This window comes from Streptomyces antibioticus, from assembly GCF_002019855.1.
Lineage (GTDB): Bacteria > Actinomycetota > Actinomycetes > Streptomycetales > Streptomycetaceae > Streptomyces > Streptomyces antibioticus_B.
Genome location: NZ_CM007717.1, coordinates 1500889 through 1523736, shown reverse-complemented (window position 1 = coordinate 1523736; position 22848 = coordinate 1500889). Strand labels below are relative to the sequence as shown.

The window sequence follows — 22848 nt, the reverse complement described above, 5'->3', positions numbered from 1 at the left end:
CCCCGACCTGCCCTAGAGCGAGGCCAGTTCGTCCACCAGGTCGTCCAGGCCCAGCGAACCCTGCGAAAGGGCCGCCATGTGCCAGGACTTGAGGTCGAAGGCGTCGCCGTGGCGCTCGCGGGCCCGCTCCCGGCCGAGCAGCCAGGCCCGTTCGCCGAGCTTGTAGCCGATCGCCTGGCCGGGGATGCTCAGATAGCGGGTCAGCTCGCTCTCCACGAAGTCCGCCGGACGGCTGCTGTGCGCGCCGAAGAACTCCTGCGCCAGCTCCGGCGTCCAGCGCTCCCCGGGGTGGAACGGCGAGTCCGCCGGGATCTCCAGCTCCAGGTGCATGCCGATGTCGACGATGACCCGGACCGCCCGCATCATCTGCGCGTCGAGATAGCCGAGCCGCTCCTCCGGGTCGGTGAGGAAGCCCAGTTCGTCCATCAGGCGCTCCGCGTACAGCGCCCAGCCCTCCGCATTGGCGCTGACGCCGCCCACGGTGGCCTGGTAGCGGGAGAGGTCCCCGGCGACGTGCGTCCACTGCGCGAGCTGGAGATGGTGACCGGGGACGCCTTCGTGGTACCAGGTGGAGACGAGGTCGTAGACCGGGAAGCGGGTCTGTCCCATGGTCGGCAGCCAGGTGCGGCCGGGCCGGGAGAAGTCCTCCGACGGGGGCGTGTAGTAGGGGGCCGCGGCGCTGCCGGCCGGGGCGATCCGTGACTCCACCTTCCGTACCCGCTCGGCGAGTTCGAAGTGGGTGCCGTCCAGCGCCTCGATCGCCCGGTCCATCAGGCCCTGGAGCCAGTCGCGGACCTCGTCGACGCCCTCGATGTGCCGGCCGTGCTCGTCGAGGTGGGCCAGCGCCACCCAGGGCGTGGCCGCGCCCGGCAGGACCTTCTCGGCCTCCTCGCGCATCGCGCCGAGCAGCCGGTGGTACTCCGACCAGCCGTAGGCGTACGCCTCGTCGAGGTCGAGGTCGGTGCCGTTGAAGTAGCGCGACCAGCGGGCGTAGCGCTCCCGGCCGACGGTGTCCGGCGCGTCCTGCACGGTCGGCGCGTACACGTCGCGCAGCCAGTCCCGCAGCTCCACCACGGCCGCGGTCGCCGCGCGGGCCGCCTCCTCCAGCTCGGCGCGCAGGGTGGCCGGGCCGGGGGCGACGAAGTCCTCGAACCAGCCGCGGCCGGTGCCCTCCGGGTCCGACCACTCGGTGAGCTGTCCGACGAAGGTGGCCGTGGGGCGCGGCGCCGCGTACAGCTTGCGCTCCAGGCCGAGTTCCAGCGACTCCCGGTAGCCGGCCAGCGCGGTGGGCACCGCGCGCAGCCGCTCGGCGATCGCCGCCCAGTCGGCGTCCGTCCGGTTCGGCGTCACGGTGAACACCTCGCGCACCTGGTGCGCGGGCGTGGACATGTTGCCGACCGAGCGCAGCCCCTCGTCGGCGTCGTGCACGGCGAGTTCGGCGGTCAGGCGCTCGCGCAGCAGGCGTGCGCACCGGCGCTCGATGTCACTGTCCGCGCCGGGCCGCGTTTCGGCCTCGGCCAGCTTCGTCAGGGTGTCCCGGGCGAGCCGGGCGAGCGCCTCCTGGCCTGCGGGGGAGTAGTCGGGCAGCCGGCTCGAACTCTCCGGCACCCCGAGGAAGGTACCGGTGACCGGGTCGAGGGCGATGAGATCGTCGACGTAGGCGTCGGCGACCTCACGGGGCAGCGGGCTGGTGGTGTGTGGCATGCACACCATCTTCGTACGGCGGGCCCGCGCACGTCACCGGCGTCTTTCAGGGAGTCTGTCCGGAAGGCGCGGGTGGCGCCGGAGGGCCGGGTGGCTGCGGCGGGCCGGGTGGCAGCAGGGGGCCGCACTCCCACTGCTGGAAGATCAGCCGGGTCTCCACCCGGGCCACCTCGCGCCGGGCGGTGAACTCGTCGAGCACCAGCCGTTGCAGATCCGCCATGTCCGCGACGGCGACATGCACGAGGTAGTCGTCGGGGCCGGTGAGATGGAAGACGCTCAGCGCCTCGGGAAGCGCCCGTATGCGCTCCACGAACGGCCCGACCAGCTCTCTCCTGTGCGGTCTGACCTGCACGGACAGCAGTGCCTGGAGCCCGCGCCCGAGCTTGGCCGGATCCAGTCGGAGCTGATGCCCGAGGATCACGCCGGAGCGGCGCAGCCGCGTCACCCGGTCCAGACAGGTGGACGGCGCCACGCCGACCTGGGCCGCCAGATCGCGGTAGGTCGTCCGGGCGTCGTTCTGAAGGAGCCGCAGGAGCTGGAGGTCCACCGGGTCCAGTACGACAGATTCGGCCATCGGCCGAACGTAGCACGGTGTTCGATTCATGTGACCCGTCCGGTGTTCACCCTGCGGTGCATGGACTCAGCCGCAGCGAGCACCTCCACGTACGACGACGTACGTCCGTCCGCGACGACGCCCCGTGCCCTGGCCACCGAGGCCGTGCACGCCGGCCGGGACGATCTGGCCCGGCAGGGCCTGCACGCCCCGCCGATCGATCTGTCCACCACCTACCCCTCGTACGACAGCCGTGCCGAGGCCGCCCGGATCGACGCGTTCGCCGCGACCGGCGCCGAGCCGGACGGCCCGCCGGTCTACGGGCGGCTGGGCAATCCGACGGTCGCCCGGTTCGAGACGGCCCTCGCCCGCCTCGAGGGCACCGAGAGCGCGGTCGCGTTCGCCAGCGGCATGGCGGCGCTGAGCGCGGTCCTCCTCGCCCGCGCCTCCATGGGCCTGCGGCACGTCGTGGCGGTGCGCCCCCTGTACGGATGCAGCGACCATCTGCTGACCGCCGGGCTGCTCGGCTCGGAGGTCACCTGGACCGACCCGGCCGGGACAGCGGACGCGCTGCGCCCCGACACGGGCCTCGTGCTGGTCGAGTCACCGGCGAACCCGACGCTCGCCGAGGTCGACCTGCGGGCCGTCGCCCACGCCTGCGGTTCCGTGCCGCTGCTGGTCGACAACACCTTCGCCACCCCGGTGCTCCAGCGGCCCGCCGAGCAGGGCGCGCGCCTGGTGCTGCACAGCGCCACCAAGTACCTCGGCGGCCACGGGGACGTCCTGGCCGGGGTGGTGGCCTGCGACGAGGAGTTCGCCGGGCGGCTGCGGCAGGTGCGGTTCGCGACCGGCGGGGTGCTGCACCCGCTCGCCGGCTATCTGCTGCTGCGCGGCCTCGCCACCCTCCCGGTGCGGGTCCGGGCCGCCTCCGCCAACGCCGCCGAACTGGCCCGGCGGCTGGCCGACGACCCGCGGGTGGCGCGCGTGCACTATCCGCGGATCGGCGGCGCGATGGTCGCCTTCGAGGTGCACGGCGATCCGCACGACGTGATCGCCGGCGTCCGGCTGATCACCCCGGCCGTCAGCCTGGGCAGCGTCGACACCCTGATCCAGCACCCGGCGTCCATCAGCCACCGCATCGTGGACGCGGACGAGCGCCGGGGCGCCGGCGTGAGCGACCGGCTGCTGCGGCTGTCGGTGGGGCTTGAGGACGTCGACGACCTGTGGCGGGATCTGCGGGGCGCGCTCGGCGCCGTGGCCGTGAAGGTGTGAGAAAGGGCCCGGCGATCACCTCGCCGGGCCCCACACGGTGCACATGCCGTCAGTCGCGGGCGACCCGTTCACCGAGAGCCGCGGACGACTCCGTGCGGACCGCCGCCCGGTCCAGGCGGGCGGTGATCACGAGGGTGCCCTCCTCGATCTGGTAGTCGAGCGGCAGACCGAGCCCGCGCATGGCGGCGACCATGCCGGTGTTGGAGGACTGCGTCACCGCGTACACGCTCGCGCAGCCCGCCTCGACGGCCAGCGCGACCAGCCGGCCGAGGAGTTCGGCGCCGATGCCGCGCCGCTGCCACTCGTCCTCGACGAGCAGCGCGACCTCGGTCTCGTCGCCGTCCCACAGCAGATGGCCGAGGCCGACGATCCGGCCGGACGTCGTCTGCACGGCGAGCGTGCGGCCGAAGCGGGGGCTGAGCAGGTGGTTCAGGTAGCGGTCGGCGTCCCCGACGGGCCCGTGGTAGCGCATGCCGAGGGTGCGCGGCGAGCACCGCTCGTGCATCTCCCGGGCCGCCGCCAGGTCGCTCGTGTCGGCCCGGCGCACGGCGATGTCGTTGCCCTCGGGCAGCGTCAGTACGTCCTGGCCGCCGGGCACGCGCGGGCCGAGCCGGGCGTCCAGCTCCACCAGGGCACGCGCGCGGGCGAACTCGGTCGGGGTGAACGGCAGATACGGCCGCTCCACGGTGATCACACCGCCCTCCGGCGCCCGCAGCCGCATCACGGTGTCCTCCAGCACCCCTTCCACGGGCACCCCGGCCGGTCCCCGGCCGCCGCCCGCGGGCTTGGCGGGCAGCGAGCGGATCGTGCACCGGCCCAGCAACTGCCGCAGCGCGAGCGGAAGTTCGGCCGCGTCCAGCGCGGTGCGGGTGGCCAGGCCCAGCACCCGGGTGGGGGCGTCCACCAGATCGTGGGCGTCGGCCCGCTCGATCCAGGTGTCCGCCCCGCCCGCCAGGGACACGGCCCGGGTGATCTCGTCGGCGCCGAGCGCGCCGGGCGCGCGCAGCAGGAACTCGTCCACCGTGTCCGCGCCCAGCGGATGCGTCTGGAGGCTCAGGATGTCCACCCGGTGGCCCGCCAGCGCCGTGCACAGCGCGGCCAGCGCCCCCGGTTCGTCCTTCACGGTGGTCCGCATCCGCCACAGCGTGCTCGCGCCGCCGGCCTGGCCCGGAAGCGCGGACGGCCCGGCCTGTCCCTCGGTGGAGGGCGGCCGGGCGCCGGTATCACTTGTCGGCGGTGCGTGTCCGTGGCGGCGTGCCCACTTCACGAGGTCGCGCAGCCAGTGGTGGACGGGGTGTCCGTGTTTCGCGCCCCGCGCGTCAGTCATGTCTCGAGTCATGCAACCACTGTGAAGGAAGGGTGTTGCGTGATCACGAACGATGTGTGACCGATGAGTAAAGGATGTAATTGTCCGTATTGTTGATTATTTTACTGAAAGGGAAACAGGGTCACTCCGCGCCGACCGCCCGCGCCAGCACCCGCACCCCGTCCCGGATCCGCGCCGACGGCAGATGGGCGTACCCCAGGACCAGCCGCACCCCGCCGTCACCCGGGCCCGCGTCCCCGGTTCGCGCGTGCGTGTACTCCGTCAGCGCCCGCACCCGCACCCCGGCCGCCCCGGCCCGCGCCAGGAACTCCGCCCGCGGCCCGTGGCGCGGCGGAAGCTCCGCGATGACGTGCAGACCCGCCGCGATCCCCGACACCCGCGCCCCCGGGAAGTGCTCCCCGAGCGCGGCCACGAGCGTGTCCCGCCGCTCCCGGTACGCCCGTTGGCAGCGGCGCAACTGCCGGTCGTGGTCGCCGCGTTCCACGAACCGCGCGAACAGTGCCTGGTCCAGCGTCGGATGGCCGAGGTCCAGCGTCCGCTTGCGCTCCACGACCTCCTCCGCCAGCGCCTCGGGCACGAGCATCCAGCCGAGCCGCAGCCCCGGCGCCAGCGACTTGCTGACCGACCCCGTGTACACCACCCGCTCCGGGTCCAGTCCCTGGAGCGCGCCCACCGGCGCCCGGTCGTAGCGGAAGTCGCCGTCGTAGTCGTCCTCCAGCACGAAACCGTCCACCGACCGTGCCCAGTCCAGGAGTTCGGCGCGCCGCCGCGCCGAGTAGGCGATCCCGGTCGGGAACTGGTGCGCCGGAGTCACCACCACCGCCCGCACCCCCGACGCCCGCAACGGCCCGAGCGCCAGCCCGTCCCCGTCGAGCGGCAGGGGTACGGCGGTGACGCCCGCCGCCGCGTACAGGTCGCCGTGCTGCGGACTCCCCGGGTCCTCGACGCCGACCGTGTCCCAGCCGCGCGCCCGCATCGCGAGCCCCAGCAGCGCCATCGCCTGGGCCACCCCGGAGACGATCACCAGCCGTTCGGGATCGGCGACCACGCCCCGGCGGCGGGCGAGCAGCGCGGCGAGCGCGGTGCGCAGCCGGGGCAGCCCGCGCGGATCCGGGTATCCCAGGTCGGCGTGCGGCAGTTCGGCCAGCACGCCCCGCTGCGCGGCGGCCCAGGCGGTGCGCGGGAACAGCGCCAGATCCGGGGTGCCCGGCACGAAGTCGGCCGCCGCGCCCGGGACCCGGGGCGCCAGGTCACGCGCGCGTGCGGGGACCGCCCGCACGGCGCCGCCCACCCAGGTCCCGGCGCCCCGGCCGCTGCGCAGATAGCCCTCGGCCGTGAGCTGCTCGTACGCCTCCGTGACCAGCCCCCGCGACACCCCCAGGTCGGCGGCGAGATCCCGGCTGGAGGGCAGCCGGGTGCCCGGCGCCAGCCGCCTCGACCGCACCGCCTCCCGCAGCGCGCCCTGCAACGCCCGCCCCCGTGAGCGGGCCGGTGCGGCGGCGGCCGGCAGCAGTACCTCCCAGGCGGCCGAGAAGGGGGTCGGTCCGTTCGTTCCGTTCGGATTGGTCCCCGATGACGTCATGGAAGTGGACCTTAGACCGGACCGCCGCTCTTCCTAACGTCGTTCTCATGAACGCCACCACCACGCGCGGCTCCCTGCTCGCCGCGCTCGCCTGCGTCCTCGTCGGCGCCTCCTTCACCGCCAACAGCGTGCTCGGCGACTATCCGTACGCGGGTGGCCAGTTCCTCCGGTACGGCCTCGCCTGTCTGCTCCTCGTCCCGCTGGCCGGAGCCGGCGCCCTGGGCCGGGTGCGCGCGCTCACGGCCCGTCAGTGGGGGCGGCTCGGGCTGCTGGCGGCGGTCGGGATGGTCGGCTTCAATGTGGCGGTCCTGGCCGCCGAGCGCTCGGCCGAACCCGCCGTGCCCGGGGTCCTGGTGGGCTGCGCGCCGGTCGTCGTGGCGGTCCTGGTCCCCCTGCTGGAGGGACGGCGGCCGCGGCGCACGGTCCTGTTGGGGGCCGGGCTCGTCGCGGTGGGGGCCTGTGTCGTGCAGGGGTGGGGGAGGACCGACGGCGCCGGACTCGCCTGGTCCGTCTGCGCGTTGGCCGGGGAGGTCGGCTTCGCGGTGCTCGCGGTGCCCGTCCTACGGCCGCTGGGGCCGCGGCTGCTGTCCGCCACCGTGTGCGGCCTCGCCGCCGCCGAGTCGGCCGCGGCGGGACTCCTGGCCGACGGCGGCGCGTGGCTGCGGACGCCGGACGCGGCGGAGGGCGCCGCGCTGCTGTGGCAGGCGGTCGTGGTCACCGTCGTCGGCTTCGTGTGCTGGTACATGGGCATGCAGCGGCTCGGCGCGGAACGGGCCACGCTCTTCTCCGGCCTGATCCCCGTCGCCGCCGCCTGCACCGCCCCCCTGGTCGGCACCGGCTCCTACGGCCCCGCCCAGGCCGTGGGCAGCGCGCTGGTGGGCGCGGGAGTGGTGTGGGGCGCGCTGACGGGTCATCAAGGTGCCATGAAGTCCGGGGGAGTTGTATACAAGACGTCCGCTCCGGGGCAGGCGGATCCGGAGCGGACGGGAAAAGATCAGGCCGGATCGGAGCGCGGTCCGGCGGCGCGGGTGGAGACCGCCGACGGCTCCCGCTGGCCCCGTGACCGCGGCGCCTCCACCGGGCGTCTGACCTCAGCGGCTGCCGTCGAGGATCACGCGCGCGACCAGCGCCGGGTCGTCGTTCATGGGGCAGTGACCGCAGCCGGGCAGCCGCACCAGGCGGGCGCGCGGGATGACCTGCTTGGCGCGGACGCCCTGGCGGCGCACGAGCAGCCAGTCGCGGGTGCCCCAGCCGACGGTCACCGGGATGTCCGGGACGTCGTCGGTGAACAGCACGGAGCCGCCGGCCCGCAGGGTCTGGTCGAAGCCGGTGGCCCCGGCCAGCGCCAGCGTCTCGGCGACCACGGCGTCCGGTGAACGGCGCGCCGGACGGGCGTAGATGGTGCTGGTCAGCGCCGCGCGCCCGGCCGCCGACCGGGCCAGCCGCTCGACCATCGGCAGCGGCATCCGGCGGGAGATCTTGCGCATGGTCAGCAGGATCCCGAACGCGTACCGCCGCTCCGCCTCGGACCAGAACCCGGCCGGGGACAGCGCGGTGACGGACCGCACCAGCTTCTCCCGGCCCAGTTCCAGGGCCAGCAGCCCGCCCAGCGAGTTGCCCGCCGCGTGCGGCCGGTCCAGCTCCAGCGCGCGGCAGAACGCGTCGAAGACGGCGGTCGTCGTCGGCAGGTCGTAGGCCAGCCCGTCGGGCAGGGCCGGGGAGACGCCGAAGCCCGGCAGATCGACCGCGATCACGTCCCGCTCGGTGGCCAGAATGTCCACCACGGGGTCCCATGCCTGCCGGTGGTGACCGATACCGTGCAGCAGGAGCAGCGGCTCACCCACACCCACGCGCGTGTACGAGACCGTGACGGTCTGTGGGCCGCTGGGGGCGGGCACCGGGAAGGAGACGGTGGCGGACATGCGGATGCTCCTCGGCTGGACGTGGGGGCGGACGCCCGAGACAGCTTGTCAGCAATTGCTACTCACGGGTAGCCCCTTCGGAAAGTCACCCCGCCTTCTCTTCCCGGGACTTTCGCGACGGGAGCTTTGCCACGACGTCACGAAACCGGGTCTGTACGAACGGGCCGTGAAACCTCGCCGTCACCGCGCCCGGCGGCCCGCGCGGGGGTGAGGATTGGTCTTGACCAAGGGTGGGGGCCGCCCTATCGTCGCAGAGAAGTACAACAACCTTTAATAAACAAGGGCGTGAAAACGCCGCCGGACCACGGGGAATGCGGAGGACAGGGTGGGGACCACGCATCTGGAATCGGTACCGGAACCGAAGTACTGGCATCTCAAGACCGTGCTCAGCGAGGCGCTCGACTCCGAGTTCACGGTCGGCGAGATCCTGCCGAACGAGCGTGAGCTGGCCGCCCGCTTCGGCGTCGCGCGCGCGACGCTCCGTCAGGCCCTGGAGCAGCTCGAACTGGAAGGCCGTCTCCAGCGCCGCCGGGGGGTCGGCACGACGGTCGCGCCGCCCCGCATGGGGGTCGCCGTGGGCACCGGACAGCAGGCGTGGCCGGGGGGCGGCGACGACGCCTGGCGGGCCGTGGACAGCACGGACGCGGTGCCGCCGTCCACCGTCGCGACCGCACTGGAGATCCCGCGCGAGCAGAGCGTCCACATCGTGCGGCGCTCCCGTGTCTCGCACGGCCAGCCGGTCGCCGCCGAACTGCTCTACGTGCCGCACGCCTCGGTGCCCGACCTGTCCGCGATCGACACCGCGAACCAGGCCGCACGCGCGCGTGCGGTGCTGCGCGAACTCCAGCGCCTTCAGCTCGACACCCAGGACCGCGCCGTGGAGCTGGGCTCCGCCCGCGCGGACGACGCGAAGGAACTCGACCGGCTGCCCGGCGCGCCCGTCCTCGTCGTCACCACCCGCTTCTTCGCCGCGGGCCGCACCGCCGCCCTGTCGGTGGCGACCTACCGCGCCGACACCTGCCGTCTGACCTTCGGCGCGTCAGGAGGCGTGGAGATACACCACGGCCCGGAACGCCGGGCGTCCTGACCCGGGCGGGCCTCCTGCGGCCCTGACCGGCCGCTACGCGCGTCACTGCGGCGGCCGGGACCGGGTGGGTCACACATGGCTTGCACGCTCAGGCGGTGGTGCACAGGCATCGCGCCCCGGCTTCCCCGGGGCGCGGCGCGCGCCCCCGTCTCACACCTGCCCCACCGTGGAGCGGCCCGTCACCGTCCCCTCCACCGCGAAGAGTTGCTCCTCGACGTGGTCGAGGGCCAGCCGTAGCGCGCCCGTTGCCACCGCCGCCTCGCCGAGCAGGGACAGCACCACTTTCGGCGGGCGCAGGCAATAACGCGCCAACTCCCGCCGCAGCGGCTCCAGTACGCCGTCCAGACCGGCCGCCCAGCCGCCGATCACGACGAGTTCGGGGTCGAGGGCCAGCACCAGCGCGGCCACGTCGTGGACGAGCCGCTGGAGGAAGCGGTCCACGGCCGCCCGTGCCCGCTGGTCGCCCTGGCGGGCCTGTGCGAACACCTCGGCCACCGCCTGCTCGTCCAGCGGGTGCAACGGCTCGTCGGTGGTCGACAGGAGCGTCTCCGGCGTCACGCCCCGGCCCAGCAGGTGCAGTGCGCCGATCTCCCCGGCCGCCCCGCCGTACCCCCGGTGCAGCCGTCCGCCGATCAGCGAGCCGGCGCCCGGACTGAGTCCGGCGAGGACGAACACCACGTCGTCGGACTCGGTCGCGGAACCCTTCCAGTGCTCGGCGACGGCCGCCGCGTTGGCGTCGTTCTCCACCAGCACCGGGCACTTGAAGGAACGGCTCAGCCGCTCGCCGAGGCGCAGCCCCGTCCACTCCGGCAGCGCGGTGCTCAGCCGTATCGTGCCGTCCGCCTCGACGATGCCGGGGGTCGCGACGCCCACCGCCCGCAGCGAACTGCGCGGCACAGCCGCGCGGCGCAGCAACTCGGCGACGGCGGTGCGCAGCCGTTCCAGCCGCTCGTCCGCCGGCGCCGTCTCGTCGACGTCCTTGGCCTGCGCGCCCAGCACCCGGCCGTCCAGGTCGGCCAGGAGCGCCGCCACCCGGTGCGGTCCGATCTCGAGGCCCAGCAGATGGCCGGCCTCGGCCCGGAACCGGAAGCGCCGCGCGGGCCGCCCCTGCCGCCGGGCGACACTCTCGTCGGCCGCCGTCTCGACCACGAGCCCCGCCGTGATCAGGTCCTCGACCACTCCCTCGACGGTCGGCCGGGACAGTCCTGTCACCCGGGTGATCTCCGTGAGCGTGGCGCAGTCCGTGGCACGCAGCGCGTGCAGCACCACCGCGGAGTTGATCCTTCGCAGCAGCGAGGGATCCCCGCCGGTCAGCCGACCCACCGTCCGTCCTTCCAGCTCGTGCGCGTGTTGGGCGGATCGTACTCGGCGCGGGGCACCCCGGCGAGTGCGGAATCACACACCCCGGCATCGGCGGGTGCTCAACCGGGCGCCACGAACCCCGACTCGTACGCCGTGATCACCGCCTGGGTGCGGTCCCGCGCGCCGAGTTTCGCCAGCACCGCGCTCACATGCGACTTGACCGTCTCCGTGCCCACGACCAGCCGCCCGGCGATCTCCGCGTTGGACAGACCGCGCGTCATCAGCCGCAGCACCTCGGCCTCCCGCTCGGTCAGCCGGGCCCGCTCCAGCGTGTCCCGGGCCGTCGGGTTGGCGCCGTCCCGGTCGCCGTACTCGGCCGCCATCCGCCGCACCGACGCCGGGAACAGCAGCGACTCGCCCGCCGCGACCAGCCGTACCGCGTGCACGATCTCCGCGGGCCGCGCCCGCTTCAGCAGGAACCCGGCGGCACCGGCCCGCAGCGCGTCGTACACGTACTCGTCGTTCTCGAAGGTCGTCACGACGACGATCCGCGGCGGGTCGGCCACCGAACGCAGCACCGCGCGCGTGGCCTCAATGCCGTCCATCAGCGGCATCCGGACGTCCATGGCGACCACGTCGGGCCGCAGTTGCCGCACCAGCGGGATCACCGCCGCCCCGTCGGCCGCCTCGCCGACGACCTCGATGTCGGGCTGTGCCTCCAGCACGGCCCGCAGCCCCGCGCGGACCAGGGGTTCGTCGTCGACGAGCAGGACGGTGACCGGCATCCGCCCAGCGTAGATCAGCCCAACGGCAGGTCGACACGCACCCGCCAGTTCCCTTCGTGCGGCCCCGTACGCGCGTGCCCGCCCAGCAGGGCCGCGCGCTCCCGTATCCCGCGCAGCCCGCTGCCCCGGCCCGCGTCGGGTGCGCCGGCGGTCAGCGGATTGCGGACCTCCAGACCGAGCGACCCGCCGTCGACCTCGACGCGCACCCGGACGGGGACGGCGCCCGCGTGCCGCAGCACGTTCGTCAGCGACTCCTGGAGGATGCGGTAGCCCTCGCGCGACACCGGTCCCGGCACGGTCTCCAGCGGCCCCGTCAGCTCCGCGTCGACCTTCGCCCCCGAGGCCCGCGCGGACTCCAGCAGCCGGTCCGCGTCGGCCAGCGTGGGCCGGCCGCTCACCGGCCGCTCCGACTCGCGCAGGACGCCCAGCACCCGTTCCAGATCCTCCAGCGCCGCCCGCCCGGTCTCCTCGATCGCGTCCAACGCCCGCTCCGTGAACGCCGGATCGCCCGCGGCCCGCGCGGCGCCCGCCTGGACGACGGCGACCGTCAGCGCGTGCCCGATGGAGTCGTGCAGCTCGCGGGCGATGCGGTTGCGCTCCAGAAGCCGCTCCGTGCGCTCCTCCAGGGCCGCGAGACGCTCGCCGGGGGAGGGGCCCAGCAGACGCCGGGCGGCGACGGTGATCAGCTCTCCCGCGCCGACCACGATCGCGGCCAGCGCGATCAGGGGGAGGGGCGCGAGCAGCGCGTACCACCAGTGGTGGCCGGGGAGTTGGACGAACGTCGACGGGTCCGCGCCGCCGCCTCGGGACGTGCGCAGCAGATCCTCGGTGAGCATGGGCAGATGGATGGTGAGGAAGGCGACGGCACCGCCCAGGAGCAGCCGGGTCTCCAGCCACAGCACGGTCCGGCCGCGGTCCGCCCAGGTCGCCGCGGGCGTCACCACGATCCCCGGGTCCGCGCCGCCGTCCTGCCGGTGCCCGGTCAGCAGCAGCCGCGCCTGCACGCCCTCCGCGACCCGCATCGCGGGCACGAGCCCGACGGGCACCAGCAGCACGGCCGTCAGATACATGCGCGTGCTGTCGACGAGGTACCACAGGGCGGGCCACACACAGGCCATGAAGAGGTGCAGCCACCGGGTGTACGTCACCGCCCGGCCGAACGGGCGCAGGATGCGGACCATCCCGCCATCGTGCCAGCCGCCACCGACAACCGGCCTCCCCCGCCCGGGGGAGACGATCTCCACCCCCGGGGGAGGCCCCGGACCCGCCCGCACGGCCATGCTCCTGCCATGACCAGCATCGAAGTCCGCGCCCTCACCAAGGAGTACGGCACCCGGCGCGCCGTGGACGACCTCACCTTCGACGTCCTGCCCGGCCGCGTCACCGGCTTCCTCGGCCCCAACGGCGCCGGAAAGTCCACCACCATGCGGCTGGTGCTCGGCCTCGACCGGCCGACCTCCGGCACCGCCACCCTCGACGGCCGCGCCTACGCCACCCTCGCCGAACCCCTGCGGCACGTGGGCGCCCTGCTCGACGCCCAGGCCGCGCACGGCTCCCGCACCGCCCGCGACCATCTGCGGACGCTGGCCGCCGCCAACCGCATCGCGCCCCGCCGGGTCGACGAGGTCCTGGAGGCCACCGGCCTCGCGGCGGTCGCCCGGCACCGGGTCCGCACGTACTCCCTGGGCATGCGGCAGCGGCTCGGCATCGCGGCCGCCCTGCTCGGCGACCCGGCGGTGGTCATGCTGGACGAACCCTCCAACGGCCTCGACCCCGAGGGCATCGTCTGGATCCGCGGGCTGCTGCGCCGGCTCGCGGCGGAGGGCCGCACGGTCCTGGTCTCCAGCCACCTCATGAACGAGACCGCGTCCTTCGCCGACCACCTGGTGGTCCTGGGCCGCGGCCAGCTCCTGGCCGACACCCCGATGCGGGAGTTCATCCACGCGCGTGTACGGCCCCGCGTCCGGATCCGCACCAGCGACCCCGCCGCGCTCCGGAAGGCCCTCGCGGCGGGCGGACACGACGCCGTGGAGCACGAGGAGGGGCACTGGCTGGTGGACCACGCGCGCGTGGACGACATCGGGCGCCTGGTGTCCGCCGCGGGCGTGCCCGTCCTCGAGCTGACCGCGGAGGAGGCCACGCTGGAACGGGCCTACCTCGATCTGACGTCCGCCGAAGCCGAGTTCACGGCACAGCCGCAGGAGGCATGACATGACCTTCGTACCCGCCCTCCACTCCGAGTGGCTGAAGATCCGCACCCTGTGCTCGCTCCTCGGGACGCTGCTCGCGCTGTTCGCCGCGACGACGGCGTTCTCGGCGCTCGCCAGCGCCGATCCCGCCGATCCCGCCGAGGCCGCGGAGGGATCGGGGTCCGGGTTCGACCCCCTCTTCACAGCCCTCTCCGGCGTCATGCCGGGCCAGATCGCGGCGATCGCCTTCGGCGCCATGGCGGTGTCCGCGGAGTTCCGGTCCGGCGCGCTGCGGCTCTCGCTCGCCGCGGTGCCGCGCCGGGGCCGGTGGTTCGCCGCCAAGCTGACCGCCGTCGCCGTACCGGTGCTGGCCGTCGGACCGGTCACCGCGCTCGCCTCGCTCGTCGTCGCCCGCGCGGGACTCGGCGAGGCGGCGGACGGCCTCACTGTCGCCCAGCAGGCGCGCGGGGTCGTGGGCTGCGGGATCTACCTCACGCTGATGGCGCTGCTCGCGGCCGGTCTCGCGGCCCTGCTGCGCAGCGGGGTGGGCGCGCTGTCGCTGCTGATCCCGTTCATCCTCGTGGTGTCGTTCGTGATCGGCGACGCGGCGGGCGGCGCCGTCGCGTATCTGCCGGACCGGGCGGGGCAGGTGGCGCTGCACGCGTCGTACGAGGGGCCGTTGGGGCCGTGGTCGGGGCTGGCCGTGACCGCGCTGTGGACGGCCGCGGTGATCCTCGCGGGCGGGTGGCGCCTGCGGCACCGGGACGCCTGACATGACGCCTGAGACGACGCCTGACACGACGCCTGCCGCCTCGGGTGCCGCCTGACGCGACGCCAATTGTCAGTGGCGGCGGGTTTACTGGAACGCATGGACATCGCGCGCTGCCTCACCACCGTCGACCTGCTGTGCACCCGGGAGTTCCCCGCGGAGTACGGCAGGACCGACGTGGGTCCGGGCGGCCCCGGGTGGCTCGCCGCCGCCTTACAGATCAGCCGTGACTTCTGGGAGGACGACGGCACGGCCTGGGAGAAGACCGTGGTCCAGTACGAGGCCGACCGGGACGGTCTGTCGGAGCGGCTGGCGGACCGCTGGGGCCCGCCGCACGTCATCAGCCTCGCGAGCGTCCTGGAGCGCTCGATGGAGGGCGAGGACATATCCGAGCCCTGGGACTGGCTCGCTCAGCACGTGCCGGACGTCCACCTGTGGCGGCACCCGGACACGGCCCGCTGGGTCGCCCTGGGCGTCTCGCAGTGGGACCGGGAACTGCCCTTCGAACTCCTCGCGCTCGCCACGGAGACCGACCCGCCCTGAGCGTGCGCGGGGCGTCAGCCCTCGTCCTCGGCCGCCTCACGCAGCCGCGCGAACTCCTCCGCCATGGTCGCCGCGGTCCAGTGCGCGTTCAGCCCGCTGGGGTTGGGCAGCACCCACACGCGCGTGTCCCCGAAGACCCGCTCCTGCGGACCCACCGTGGCCCCGCGCTCCCCGAACGCGGCCCGGTAGGCGGTCACGCCGACCACGGCCAGCCACCGGGGCCGCAGCCGTACGACCTTCTCGGCGAGCAGCCGCCCGCCCTCCCGGTACTCCTCCGCCGTCAGCTCGTCGGCGCGCGCGGTGGCCCGGGCCACCACGTTGGTGATGCCGAGCCCGTAGGACAGCAGTTCCTCCTGCTCGGCCGGCTTCAACTGCCGCGGCGTGAAACCGGACAGGTGCAGCACGGGCCAGAAGCGGTTGCCCGGGCGGGCGAAGTGATGGCCGGTGGCCGCGGTCATCAGGCCCGGGTTGATCCCGCAGAACAGCACGCGCAGACCGCCCGCGACGACGTCCGGTACGAGACGGTCGCGGGCGGCCTCCAGCTCGGCGGGGGTGAACCGCGTCAGAGGATCGCCCCGGGGGTGTAACCGGCCGCCTCCGGGCGCTGCTTGACGATCTCCTCGATCCGCGCGACGACGGTGGCGACCTGTGCGGACGCGGCGCCGGTGAAGGACAGCTTGTCGGCCATCAGCGCGTCGAGCTGGGCCCGGTCGAGCGGCAGCCGCTCGTCGGCGGCCAGCTTGTCCAGCAGCTCGTTGCGCTCGGCGCCCTGCTCGCGCATGGCCAGCGCGGAGGCGACGGCGTTCTCCTTGATCGCCTCGTGCGCCACCTCGCGGCCCACGCCGGCGCGCACCGCGCCCATCAGCACCTTGGTGGTGGCGAGGAACGGCAGGTAGCGGTCCAGCTCACGCGCCACGACCGCCGGGAAGGCCCCGAACTCGTCGAGCACCGTCAGGAACGTCTCCAGCAGACCGTCCAGGGCGAAGAACGCGTCCGGCAGCGCGACCCGGCGCACCACCGAGCAGGACACGTCGCCCTCGTTCCACTGGTCGCCCGCCAGCTCGCCGGTCATCGACGCGTACCCGCGCAGGATGACCATGAGGCCGTTGACGCGCTCGCAGGAGCGGGTGTTCATCTTGTGCGGCATCGCCGACGAACCGACCTGGCCCGGCTTGAAGCCCTCGGTCACCAGCTCGTGCCCGGCCATCAGCCGGATCGTCTTGGCCAGCGAGGAAGGCGCCGCCGCGAGCTGCACCAGCGCGGTGACGACCTCGTAGTCGAGCGAGCGAGGATAGACCTGGCCCACCGAGGTGAACGCCTGCGAGAACCCGAGATGGTCGGCGATCCGCGCCTCCAGCTCGGCGAGCTTGTCCGCGTCGCCGCCGAGCAGGTCGAGCATGTCCTGCGCGGTACCGACGGGCCCCTTGATCCCGCGCAGCGGATACCGCCCGAGCAGCTCCTCGACGCGCTGGTAGGCCACCAGCAGCTCGTCGGCCGCCGTGGCGAACCGCTTGCCCAGGGTGGTGGCCTGCGCGGCCACGTTGTGCGACCGGCCGGCCATGACCAGCTCGCCGTACTCCCCGGCCAGCTTGCCGAGCCGCGCCAGCACCGCCACCGTACGGTCACGGACCAGCTCCAGCGACAGCCGGACCTGGAGCTGCTCGACGTTCTCCGTGAGGTCGCGGGACGTCATGCCCTTGTGGACCTGCTCGTGCCCGGCGAGATCGTTGAACTCCTCGATCCGCGCCTTCACGTCGTGCCGCGTCACCTTCTCGCGCTCGGCGATGGAGACCAGGTCGACGGTGTCCAGGACACGCTCGTAATCGGCGATCGCCGCGTCCGGCACCTCGATCCCGAGGTCGCGCTGAGCCCGCAGCACGGCAAGCCAGAGCCGACGCTCCAGCCTCACCTTCTGCTCGGGCGACCAGAGCGTGGCCAACTCGGCGGAGGCATACCGTCCGGCGAGGACGTTGGGGATACGGGGCTTGACGGGCGCAGAAGTCACGTGACCGGATTCTACTGGCGAAACATGCAGCCCCGCGCCCCGGCCCCTTCGGCGGAAACTACGAGACGGGGCCCACACCGCGTCGACGAGCCAGATGCACAGTGATGTCCGCGACCATCTCCACCCTCTCCGGCAGCACCCGCCCGATCCGGCTGAACACTTCCTCCCGCACTGCGGGTGGGAGGACGAGGTACGCCGAGACGGTGGACAGGTGACCGAGGTAGTCGTGCGGGCTCATCGTCACGCGGCGGCGCACGGCGATCTGGCGGACGTCCGTGAACCACTCCGAGAGGCGGAGTTCCGTGCCCGGCCACTGCATCGCGTCGCCCGGGGGTGTGCCGTCCGGGGACGGGATGTCGTCGCGTTCCAGGAAGGGGGCCCGTGCCGTGCGGACCGCTTCCTCGACCGTCGGGTCGGCCAAGTACAAGGGGCCGCCGAAGGAGGCGAAGGTGGCGGAAGGGTTCAGGAGTGTGGCCAGGCGGGTCCAGCGGTCCTGTGGGTGGGTCCAGTGGAGGGAGGCTGCCGCGTAGACCAGGTCGTATCGGCTGTCGTCCAGGGGGAGGTCCTCGAAGGACGCCTGGGTCGTGCGGACGTCCTGCGGTACGTGTTTGCGTAGTTCGGTGAGCATGGCCGGGTCGGGGTCGGTGGCCGTGAGTGTGATTCCGCGGCCGGCGAAGAGGCGCGTCGCCTTGCCTGTTCCCGCGCCGATCTCCAGGGCCGTGCCGAGCGGGCGGGCCGCGTACTCCGTCACCAGGGCGAAGAGTTCCGCGGGGTAGGCCGGGCGGAAGCGTTCGTACGATTCCGCGACCGTTCCGAAGGTCAGCGCGCGATCAGGCATACGGCGATCCCACCACGCGGGCCCTACCCCGTGGGACCCTCGTACGGCAGCAGTTCCGGGCGTTTCGCCGGGCGGCCGTCGCCCGAGGAGCGGCCGGTCAGGCGGCGGCCTATCCAGGGGAGCAGGTACTGCCGGGCGAAGCGGGCGTCCGCGACGCGGCGGGCGGTCCAGCCGGGCGGCGGGGTCACCGGCATCGGCGTGTGCCACTCGGGGTCCTCGGGGGCGTAGCCGAGGCCCTGCCAGACCGCCTCGGCGACCCGGCGGTGGCCCTCGGGCGTGAGGTGCAGCCGGTCGACGTCCCACAGGCGCGGATCGCCGAGCGAGGGGGCGCCGTACAGGTCGACGACCAGCGCGCCGTGCCGGGCGGCGAGGTCGTCGACGCAGGCGAAGAGTTCCTCCATACGCGGCCGGAAACGCTCTAGGACCGGGCCCTGGCGGCCCGGACTGCGCATCAGGACCAGTTGCTTGCAGGCCGGGGCCAGGCGTTCCACGGCCTCCGTCAGCAGACCCGTCACGCGGCCCATGTCGCACTTGGGGCGCAGGGTGTCGTTCAGGCCGCCGACCAGCGTGATCACGTCCGCCTCCATCGCGGCCGCCACCCCCACCTGCTCCTCGACGATCTGCCCGATCAGCTTGCCGCGCACCGCCAGGTTGGCGTAGCGGAAGCCGGGGCTGCGGGCGGCCATCCGGGCGGCGAGGAGGTCCGCCCAGCCCCGGTAGGAGCCGTCGGGCAGCCGGTCCGACATGCCCTCGGTGAAGGAGTCGCCGACCGCGACCAGGCTGGAGTGTGTGGGGTTCGTCTGCATGGCGACATAGATGGTAGCCCGAGGACCATACCCGGCGGTCGGTCGCCCCCTGGGCATGCTTCTCGGGCCCACCGTCGCCCTACGCCCGCTGTCCGAACAGCTCCCGCAGGACGTCCTCCATCGTCACCAGCCCGGCCAGCCGGCCGTCCGAGCCGAGCGCCGCCGCGAGATGCGTCCGGCTCCCCCGCATCGCGGTCAGGACGTCGTCCAGCAGTGTCGTCTCCCGCACGCGCGCGATGGCGCGCATGTCCCGCAGCCGGAACGGCTCGTCCCGGGGCGAGGCGTCCAGCGCGTCCTTCACATGCAGATAGCCGACGATCCGGCGCCCCTCGTCCACCACCGGGAACCGCGAGAACCCGGTCTCGGCCGACAGCCGCTCCAGCTCCTCCGGGGTCACGCCCACGCGCGCGTACGTCACGCGCTCCAGCGGCATGACGACGTCCCGGACCGGCCGGCGGCCCAGCTCCAGGGCGTCGTGCAGCCGCTCCTGGGCGCGGTCGTCGATCAGCCCCGCCTCCCCGGCGTCCTTGACGATCTGGGCGAGCTGCGCGTCGGAGAAGGCCGCGGTGACCTCGTCCTTCGTCTCGATCCGCAGCAGCTTCAGCAGGGCGTTGGCGAACGCGTTGATCGTGAAGATCACCGGACGCAGCGCCCGGGACAGCGTGACCAGCGGCGGGCCGAGCAGCAGCGCGCTGCGCACCGGCTCGGCGAGCGCGATGTTCTTGGGCACCATCTCGCCGAGCAGCATGTGCAGATACGTGGCGACCGCCAGCGCGATCACGAAGGACACCGCGTGCCCCGCGCCCTCGGGCACGCCCACCGCGTGGAACACCGGCTCCAGCAGATGCGCGATCGCCGGTTCCGCCACCACGCCGAGCACCAGGGTGCACAGGGTGATGCCGAGCTGGGCAGCCGCCATCAGCGCCGACACGTGCTGGAGACCCCACAGCACGCTCTTGGCGCGCCGGTCGCCTCGTTCGGCGTACGGCTCGATCTGGGCGCGGCGTACGGAGATCAGCGCGAACTCCGCGCCCACGAAGAACGCGTTGACGACCAGGGTCGCCAGTGCGATCAGCAGTTGTACCGCGGTCACCGGCCCGCCCCTTCCGAATGATCGCCACGGCCGCCACGGCCGTCGTGATGCCTGTCGTGGTCGTGGTCGTCGGCGAGCGGCGCGTGCAGCAGCACCCGCGCCGCCCGGCGTCCGGACGCGTCCACCACGTCCATCCGCCAGCCGGCGACCTCGACGGTGTCGCCGACGGCCGGTATCCGGCCCAGCTCGGTGGCCACCAGACCGGCCAGCGTCTCGTACGGCCCCTCGGGCGCCGCGAGGCCCACGCGCGCGAGCTGGTCGGTGCGGGCGGCGCCGTCGGCCGAGTACAGGGTGCGCCCGGTGTCGTCGGTGCCCGCGGGGGCCAGGTCGGGCGTCTCGTGCGGGTCGTGCTCGTCGCGGACCTCGCCGACGACCTCCTCGACGATGTCCTCCAGCGTGGCCACGCCCGCCGTACCGCCGTACTCGTCGATGACGACCGCCATGGTCCGCTTGCCGGACAGCCGGTCGAGCAGCCGGTCCACGGTCAGCGACTCGGGGACCAGCAGGGGTTCGCGCATGATCTCCGAGACGGGCACGCGCGGCCGGCGCCCGGACGTCACGGCGAGGGCGTCCTTGATGTGCGCGGTGCCGACGACGGCGTCCAGCGTGCCGCGGTAGACGGGGAAGCGGGACAGGCCGGTCGCCCGGGTCGCGTTCGCCACGTCCTCGCAGGTCGCCTGGGCGTCGAGGGCGATGACCTGGACGCGCGGGGTCATCACGTTCTCCGCGGTGAGGTCGGCCAGGTTCAGGGTGCGCACGAACAGCTCGGCGGTGTCCGCCTCCAGGGCGCCCTCCCGGGCGGAGTGCCGGGCCAGCGCCGCCAGCTCCTGCGGGCCGCGCGCGGCGGCCAGTTCCTCGGTGGGCTCCACGCCGAAGCGGCGCACGATCCGGTTCGCGGTGTTGTTGAGATGGGTGATGAACGGCCGGAAGGCGGCGCTGAACCAGCGCTGGCCGTTGCCCACGGTCTTGGCGACCGCCAGCGGGGAGGAGATCGCCCAGTTCTTGGGCACCAGCTCGCCGACGACCATCAGGAACACCGTCGACAGGGCCGTGCCCAGCAGCAGCGCCACCGAACTCGACGCGCCGCTCGACAGCCCGGCCGACTCCAGCGGCCCGGAGATCAGCTTGGCGATCGACGGCTCGGCCAGCATGCCGACCACCAGGTTGGTGACGGTGATGCCGAGCTGGGCGCCGGAGAGCTGGAAGGTGAGGCCGCGCACGGCCTTGAGGGCACCGGCCGCGCCGCGCTCGCCGCGCTCGGCCGCCCGCTCCAGCTCACTGCGCTCGACGGTGGTCAGCGAGAACTCGGCGGCGACGAACGCGCCGCACGCGAACGACAGCAGGATCGCCGCCAGCAGCAGAAGCACTTCCGTCATCGGGTCACCTCCGTCCCATGATCGGGCAGGGCGGGGAGGAACGCGCGATGTCGCGTACAGCTCGTACGGCTCGTACCGGTCGTACGGCGTGTGCTGCTACTGGGAGGCTCGCCCATGGGCGGACGCTCACACCTTTCATGTCAAGACGTCAGGGAGCCGTACGGCGTACGGCTCCCTTATAGTAAAGGATCGGCAAAGTAGCCGGTCGGTCGGCCGGTGATGGGCCCGGCCGTCAGTCCGTGAGCGGCTTCGTCCAGCGCCGCCACCGCTCCTCGGGCGTGTACCCCGCCGCGTGCCAGGCATGGTGGGCCGTCTCGTTGCGGGTGAGCACCATCGCGTCCCCGCGGCGCCCGCCCAGCCGGACGAAGCGCTCCTCGGCGGCGGCCAGCAGCGCCGACCCGATCCCGCGACGGCGGCGCTCCGGATGTACCGCCAGGCGGTACAGATGGCACCGCCAGCCGTCGAATCCGGCGATCACCGTGCCGGCCAGCTCGCCGTCCAGCTCGGCGAGGAGCAGCGCCTCGGGATCGCGCGCGACCAGCCGCTCCACACCGCCGGGGTCGTCGCTGATGCTCGTCCCCTCGGCGGCGCTCTTCCAGAAGGCCAGCACGGTGTCCAGGTCGTCGGGCGTCGCGGCCCGTATCCGCAGATCAGACATACGGCGATCCCATCACGCGGCCCCCGCCCGGACCCGGAATTCCAGCATCCGGACGGCGACCGGACGGCAGCCGGCCAGTGGCCGGCCCGCGCCCGGATGTCGTCCGCCCGGTGTCAGCGCCCCCGCAACTCCGCGATCACCGGTGCGAAGTCCTCCATGAACGGCTCCAGCACGGTGAGGTACGAGAAGCCGTACCGCTCCCGCTGCGCCAGCACCTGCGCGGCGATCTCCCGCTCGGTGCCGACCAGCAGGATGGGCAGCTCCATCGCCTGTTCGAGGGTGAGGTCGGGGATCCGGTCCATGAGGCCGTGCACGGCGGCCTCCCGGTCCTCGGTGACGATCACCCAGTGGATCAGGAGGTTCAGCTCCGCCTCCTCCTTGCGCCCCCGCGCCAGCTCCCGGTAGCGCGCCACCCGCTCGTCGAGCCGCTCCGCCGAGATCGGGGCGAGCTGCCCCGAGGTGCTGCCCGGCACCAGAAACCGGCCGGTGAAGGAGGCGATGTCGGCGTGCTCGGCGGTCAGCTTCAGCATCCGGTCGCCGTTGGCGCCGATCAGGACCGGCACGCGCGGTTCCTGCACCGGCCGGGGCCGGAAGCCGTCCGAGCCGAGGAGCCGGTCCAGCTCCTCCACCGTGTGCCGCAGCCGGTCCACCCGCTCGCCCGGCGACCCCCACGGCAGCCCCGCCGCCTCATGCTCGTCGCGCACATACCCGGTGCCGAGGCCCAGTTCGAGCCGGCCGCCGGTCAGCGCGTCCGTGGTGGCCACCTCGCGGGCCAGCAACGCCGGGTTCCAGAACCCGGCGTTGAGCACGGACGTGCCGAGCCGGGGCCGCTCGGTGGCCTCGGCGGCCGCGATCAGCGCGGGGAACGGCGCGGGCATCCCCAGATGGTCGGGGACCGCCAGGACGTCGTAGCCGAGGGCCTCCGCTCGGCGGCACTTGGCGCGCCACTCGGCGGCGGGCGAGGGCTCGACCAGGTTGACCCCGAACCGGAACGGACGCGACGACATGAACTCTCCTCGGTGGCAACCGACTTGAGC

General features: G+C 73.7%; 21 protein-coding genes and 1 pseudogene. 6 read left to right on the top strand and 16 right to left on the bottom strand.

Annotated elements, in window-relative coordinates; all coding sequences use genetic code 11:
* Positions 1-12: 12 nt before the first annotated feature.
* Both AFM16_RS06680 and AFM16_RS06675 read right to left on the bottom strand, forming a co-directional pair.
* Positions 13-1704: a DUF885 domain-containing protein gene (locus AFM16_RS06680; protein ID WP_030795686.1), complete on the bottom strand. Its 1692-nt coding sequence runs from the start codon at positions 1702-1704 to the stop codon at positions 13-15.
* Positions 1705-1750: 46 nt separating this feature from the next.
* Positions 1751-2278 carry an Lrp/AsnC family transcriptional regulator gene (locus tag AFM16_RS06675; protein WP_078632755.1) on the bottom strand — a complete coding sequence of 176 codons (528 nt, stop codon included), beginning with the start codon at positions 2276-2278 and terminating at the stop codon, positions 1751-1753.
* A 60-nt stretch (positions 2279-2338) separates the two neighbouring features.
* Here AFM16_RS06675 and AFM16_RS06670 point away from each other — a divergent pair, with 60 nt between their 5' ends.
* Positions 2339-3529: a trans-sulfuration enzyme family protein gene (locus AFM16_RS06670; RefSeq protein WP_078636859.1), complete on the top strand. Its 1191-nt coding sequence runs from the start codon at positions 2339-2341 to the stop codon at positions 3527-3529.
* A 49-nt stretch (positions 3530-3578) separates the two neighbouring features.
* Here AFM16_RS06670 and AFM16_RS06665 read toward each other — a convergent pair whose 3' ends face one another.
* Together AFM16_RS06665 and pdxR are read right to left on the bottom strand one after the other, a co-directional pair.
* Positions 3579-4856 (bottom strand): GNAT family N-acetyltransferase, encoded by a 1278-nt coding sequence (locus AFM16_RS06665; RefSeq protein ID WP_107419037.1) that lies wholly within the window; start codon positions 4854-4856, stop codon positions 3579-3581.
* Between the two features lie 121 nt (positions 4857-4977).
* Complete coding sequence (pdxR, locus tag AFM16_RS06660) at positions 4978-6438, bottom strand: MocR-like pyridoxine biosynthesis transcription factor PdxR (protein WP_078632753.1); 1461 nt, start codon at positions 6436-6438, stop codon at positions 4978-4980.
* Here pdxR and AFM16_RS06655 point away from each other — a divergent pair.
* Positions 6429-7319 (top strand): annotated as a pseudogene (locus AFM16_RS06655) (EamA family transporter); the annotation flags it as partial. The gene pdxR and the pseudogene AFM16_RS06655 overlap by 10 nt on opposite strands.
* A gap of 210 nt (positions 7320-7529) precedes the next feature.
* Here AFM16_RS06655 and AFM16_RS06650 read toward each other — a convergent pair.
* Positions 7530-8360, bottom strand: a complete 831-nt coding sequence (locus AFM16_RS06650) for an alpha/beta fold hydrolase (RefSeq protein WP_078632752.1) — start codon at positions 8358-8360, stop codon at positions 7530-7532.
* 325 nt (positions 8361-8685) lie between these two features.
* Between AFM16_RS06650 and AFM16_RS06645 the strand changes: the two genes are divergently transcribed.
* Entirely contained in the window at positions 8686-9447 is a 762-nt protein-coding gene (locus tag AFM16_RS06645; RefSeq protein WP_030795676.1) for a GntR family transcriptional regulator, read from the top strand.
* A 150-nt stretch (positions 9448-9597) separates the two neighbouring features.
* Here the strand turns inward: AFM16_RS06645 and AFM16_RS06640 are convergent, their stop codons facing one another.
* The 3 genes from AFM16_RS06640 to AFM16_RS06630 all read right to left on the bottom strand — a co-directional run bounded on the left by AFM16_RS06640 (position 9598) and on the right by AFM16_RS06630 (position 12715).
* Positions 9598-10770 (bottom strand): ROK family transcriptional regulator, encoded by a 1173-nt coding sequence (locus tag AFM16_RS06640; protein ID WP_030795674.1) that lies wholly within the window; start codon positions 10768-10770, stop codon positions 9598-9600.
* Positions 10771-10868: 98 nt separating this feature from the next.
* Positions 10869-11534, bottom strand: coding sequence for a response regulator transcription factor (locus AFM16_RS06635; protein WP_078632751.1), 666 nt, complete (start codon positions 11532-11534; stop codon positions 10869-10871).
* A gap of 14 nt (positions 11535-11548) precedes the next feature.
* Positions 11549-12715, bottom strand: a complete 1167-nt coding sequence (locus AFM16_RS06630) for a sensor histidine kinase (protein WP_078632750.1) — start codon at positions 12713-12715, stop codon at positions 11549-11551.
* Positions 12716-12823: 108 nt separating this feature from the next.
* Here AFM16_RS06630 and AFM16_RS06625 point away from each other — a divergent pair, with 108 nt between their 5' ends.
* The 3 genes from AFM16_RS06625 (at position 12824) to AFM16_RS06615 (ending at position 15035) form a co-directional block, all read left to right on the top strand.
* Positions 12824-13744: an ABC transporter ATP-binding protein gene (locus AFM16_RS06625; RefSeq protein ID WP_078632749.1), complete on the top strand. Its 921-nt coding sequence runs from the start codon at positions 12824-12826 to the stop codon at positions 13742-13744.
* Between the two features lies 1 nt (position 13745).
* The gene (locus AFM16_RS06620; RefSeq protein WP_078632748.1) at positions 13746-14495 is read left to right on the top strand and encodes an ABC transporter permease; all 750 of its coding nucleotides are present in this window, start codon (positions 13746-13748) and stop codon (positions 14493-14495) included.
* Between the two features lie 96 nt (positions 14496-14591).
* A complete protein-coding gene (locus AFM16_RS06615) occupies positions 14592-15035 on the top strand; it encodes a hypothetical protein (protein ID WP_078632747.1) in 444 nt (147 codons plus the stop codon).
* A gap of 14 nt (positions 15036-15049) precedes the next feature.
* Here AFM16_RS06615 and mug read toward each other — a convergent pair whose 3' ends face one another.
* The 8 genes from mug to AFM16_RS06575 form a co-directional block, all read right to left on the bottom strand.
* Entirely contained in the window at positions 15050-15601 is a 552-nt protein-coding gene (gene mug / locus AFM16_RS06610; RefSeq protein WP_078632746.1) for a G/U mismatch-specific DNA glycosylase, read from the bottom strand.
* Complete coding sequence (purB, locus tag AFM16_RS06605) at positions 15598-17040, bottom strand: adenylosuccinate lyase (RefSeq protein ID WP_030795663.1); 1443 nt, start codon at positions 17038-17040, stop codon at positions 15598-15600. Before purB ends, mug begins: the two co-directional genes overlap by 4 nt.
* A 58-nt stretch (positions 17041-17098) precedes the next feature.
* Positions 17099-17878, bottom strand: a complete 780-nt coding sequence (locus AFM16_RS06600; protein WP_078632745.1) for a class I SAM-dependent methyltransferase — start codon at positions 17876-17878, stop codon at positions 17099-17101.
* Positions 17879-17901: 23 nt separating this feature from the next.
* Complete coding sequence (locus AFM16_RS06595) at positions 17902-18684, bottom strand: SGNH/GDSL hydrolase family protein (protein ID WP_078632744.1); 783 nt, start codon at positions 18682-18684, stop codon at positions 17902-17904.
* 79 nt (positions 18685-18763) lie between these two features.
* The gene (locus AFM16_RS06590; RefSeq protein WP_078632743.1) at positions 18764-19777 is read right to left on the bottom strand and encodes a hemolysin family protein; all 1014 of its coding nucleotides are present in this window, start codon (positions 19775-19777) and stop codon (positions 18764-18766) included.
* Positions 19774-21153: a hemolysin family protein gene (locus AFM16_RS06585; protein ID WP_078632742.1), complete on the bottom strand. Its 1380-nt coding sequence runs from the start codon at positions 21151-21153 to the stop codon at positions 19774-19776. The genes AFM16_RS06590 and AFM16_RS06585 overlap by 4 nt, the downstream gene beginning before the upstream one ends.
* Before the next feature lie 232 nt (positions 21154-21385).
* Positions 21386-21811, bottom strand: a complete 426-nt coding sequence (locus AFM16_RS06580) for a GNAT family N-acetyltransferase (RefSeq protein WP_078632741.1) — start codon at positions 21809-21811, stop codon at positions 21386-21388.
* 113 nt (positions 21812-21924) lie between these two features.
* Positions 21925-22818, bottom strand: a complete 894-nt coding sequence (locus AFM16_RS06575) for an LLM class F420-dependent oxidoreductase (protein ID WP_030795645.1) — start codon at positions 22816-22818, stop codon at positions 21925-21927.
* Between the last annotated feature and the right edge of the window lie 30 nt (positions 22819-22848).

What these genes read in the sequence shown, in the direction of transcription:
- AFM16_RS06630 (WP_078632750.1), bottom strand. Translation starts at nt 12,715, where the DNA reads ATGGTCCGCATCCTGCGCCCGTTCGGCCGGGCGGTGACGTACACCCGG.
- AFM16_RS06665 (WP_107419037.1), bottom strand. Translation starts at nt 4,856, where the DNA reads ATGACTGACGCGCGGGGCGCGAAACACGGACACCCCGTCCACCACTGG.
- AFM16_RS06635 (WP_078632751.1), bottom strand. Translation starts at nt 11,534, where the DNA reads ATGCCGGTCACCGTCCTGCTCGTCGACGACGAACCCCTGGTCCGCGCG.
- AFM16_RS06670 (WP_078636859.1), top strand. Translation starts at nt 2,339, where the DNA reads ATGGACTCAGCCGCAGCGAGCACCTCCACGTACGACGACGTACGTCCG.
- AFM16_RS06615 (WP_078632747.1), top strand. Translation starts at nt 14,592, where the DNA reads ATGGACATCGCGCGCTGCCTCACCACCGTCGACCTGCTGTGCACCCGG.
- AFM16_RS06580 (WP_078632741.1), bottom strand. Translation starts at nt 21,811, where the DNA reads ATGTCTGATCTGCGGATACGGGCCGCGACGCCCGACGACCTGGACACC.
- AFM16_RS06675 (WP_078632755.1), bottom strand. Translation starts at nt 2,278, where the DNA reads ATGGCCGAATCTGTCGTACTGGACCCGGTGGACCTCCAGCTCCTGCGG.
- AFM16_RS06680 (WP_030795686.1), bottom strand. Translation starts at nt 1,704, where the DNA reads ATGCCACACACCACCAGCCCGCTGCCCCGTGAGGTCGCCGACGCCTAC.
- AFM16_RS06600 (WP_078632745.1), bottom strand. Translation starts at nt 17,878, where the DNA reads ATGCCTGATCGCGCGCTGACCTTCGGAACGGTCGCGGAATCGTACGAA.
- AFM16_RS06625 (WP_078632749.1), top strand. Translation starts at nt 12,824, where the DNA reads ATGACCAGCATCGAAGTCCGCGCCCTCACCAAGGAGTACGGCACCCGG.
- AFM16_RS06595 (WP_078632744.1), bottom strand. Translation starts at nt 18,684, where the DNA reads ATGCAGACGAACCCCACACACTCCAGCCTGGTCGCGGTCGGCGACTCC.
- pdxR (WP_078632753.1), bottom strand. Translation starts at nt 6,438, where the DNA reads ATGACGTCATCGGGGACCAATCCGAACGGAACGAACGGACCGACCCCC.
- AFM16_RS06575 (WP_030795645.1), bottom strand. Translation starts at nt 22,818, where the DNA reads ATGTCGTCGCGTCCGTTCCGGTTCGGGGTCAACCTGGTCGAGCCCTCG.
- AFM16_RS06650 (WP_078632752.1), bottom strand. Translation starts at nt 8,360, where the DNA reads ATGTCCGCCACCGTCTCCTTCCCGGTGCCCGCCCCCAGCGGCCCACAG.
- AFM16_RS06585 (WP_078632742.1), bottom strand. Translation starts at nt 21,153, where the DNA reads ATGACGGAAGTGCTTCTGCTGCTGGCGGCGATCCTGCTGTCGTTCGCG.
- AFM16_RS06620 (WP_078632748.1), top strand. Translation starts at nt 13,746, where the DNA reads ATGACCTTCGTACCCGCCCTCCACTCCGAGTGGCTGAAGATCCGCACC.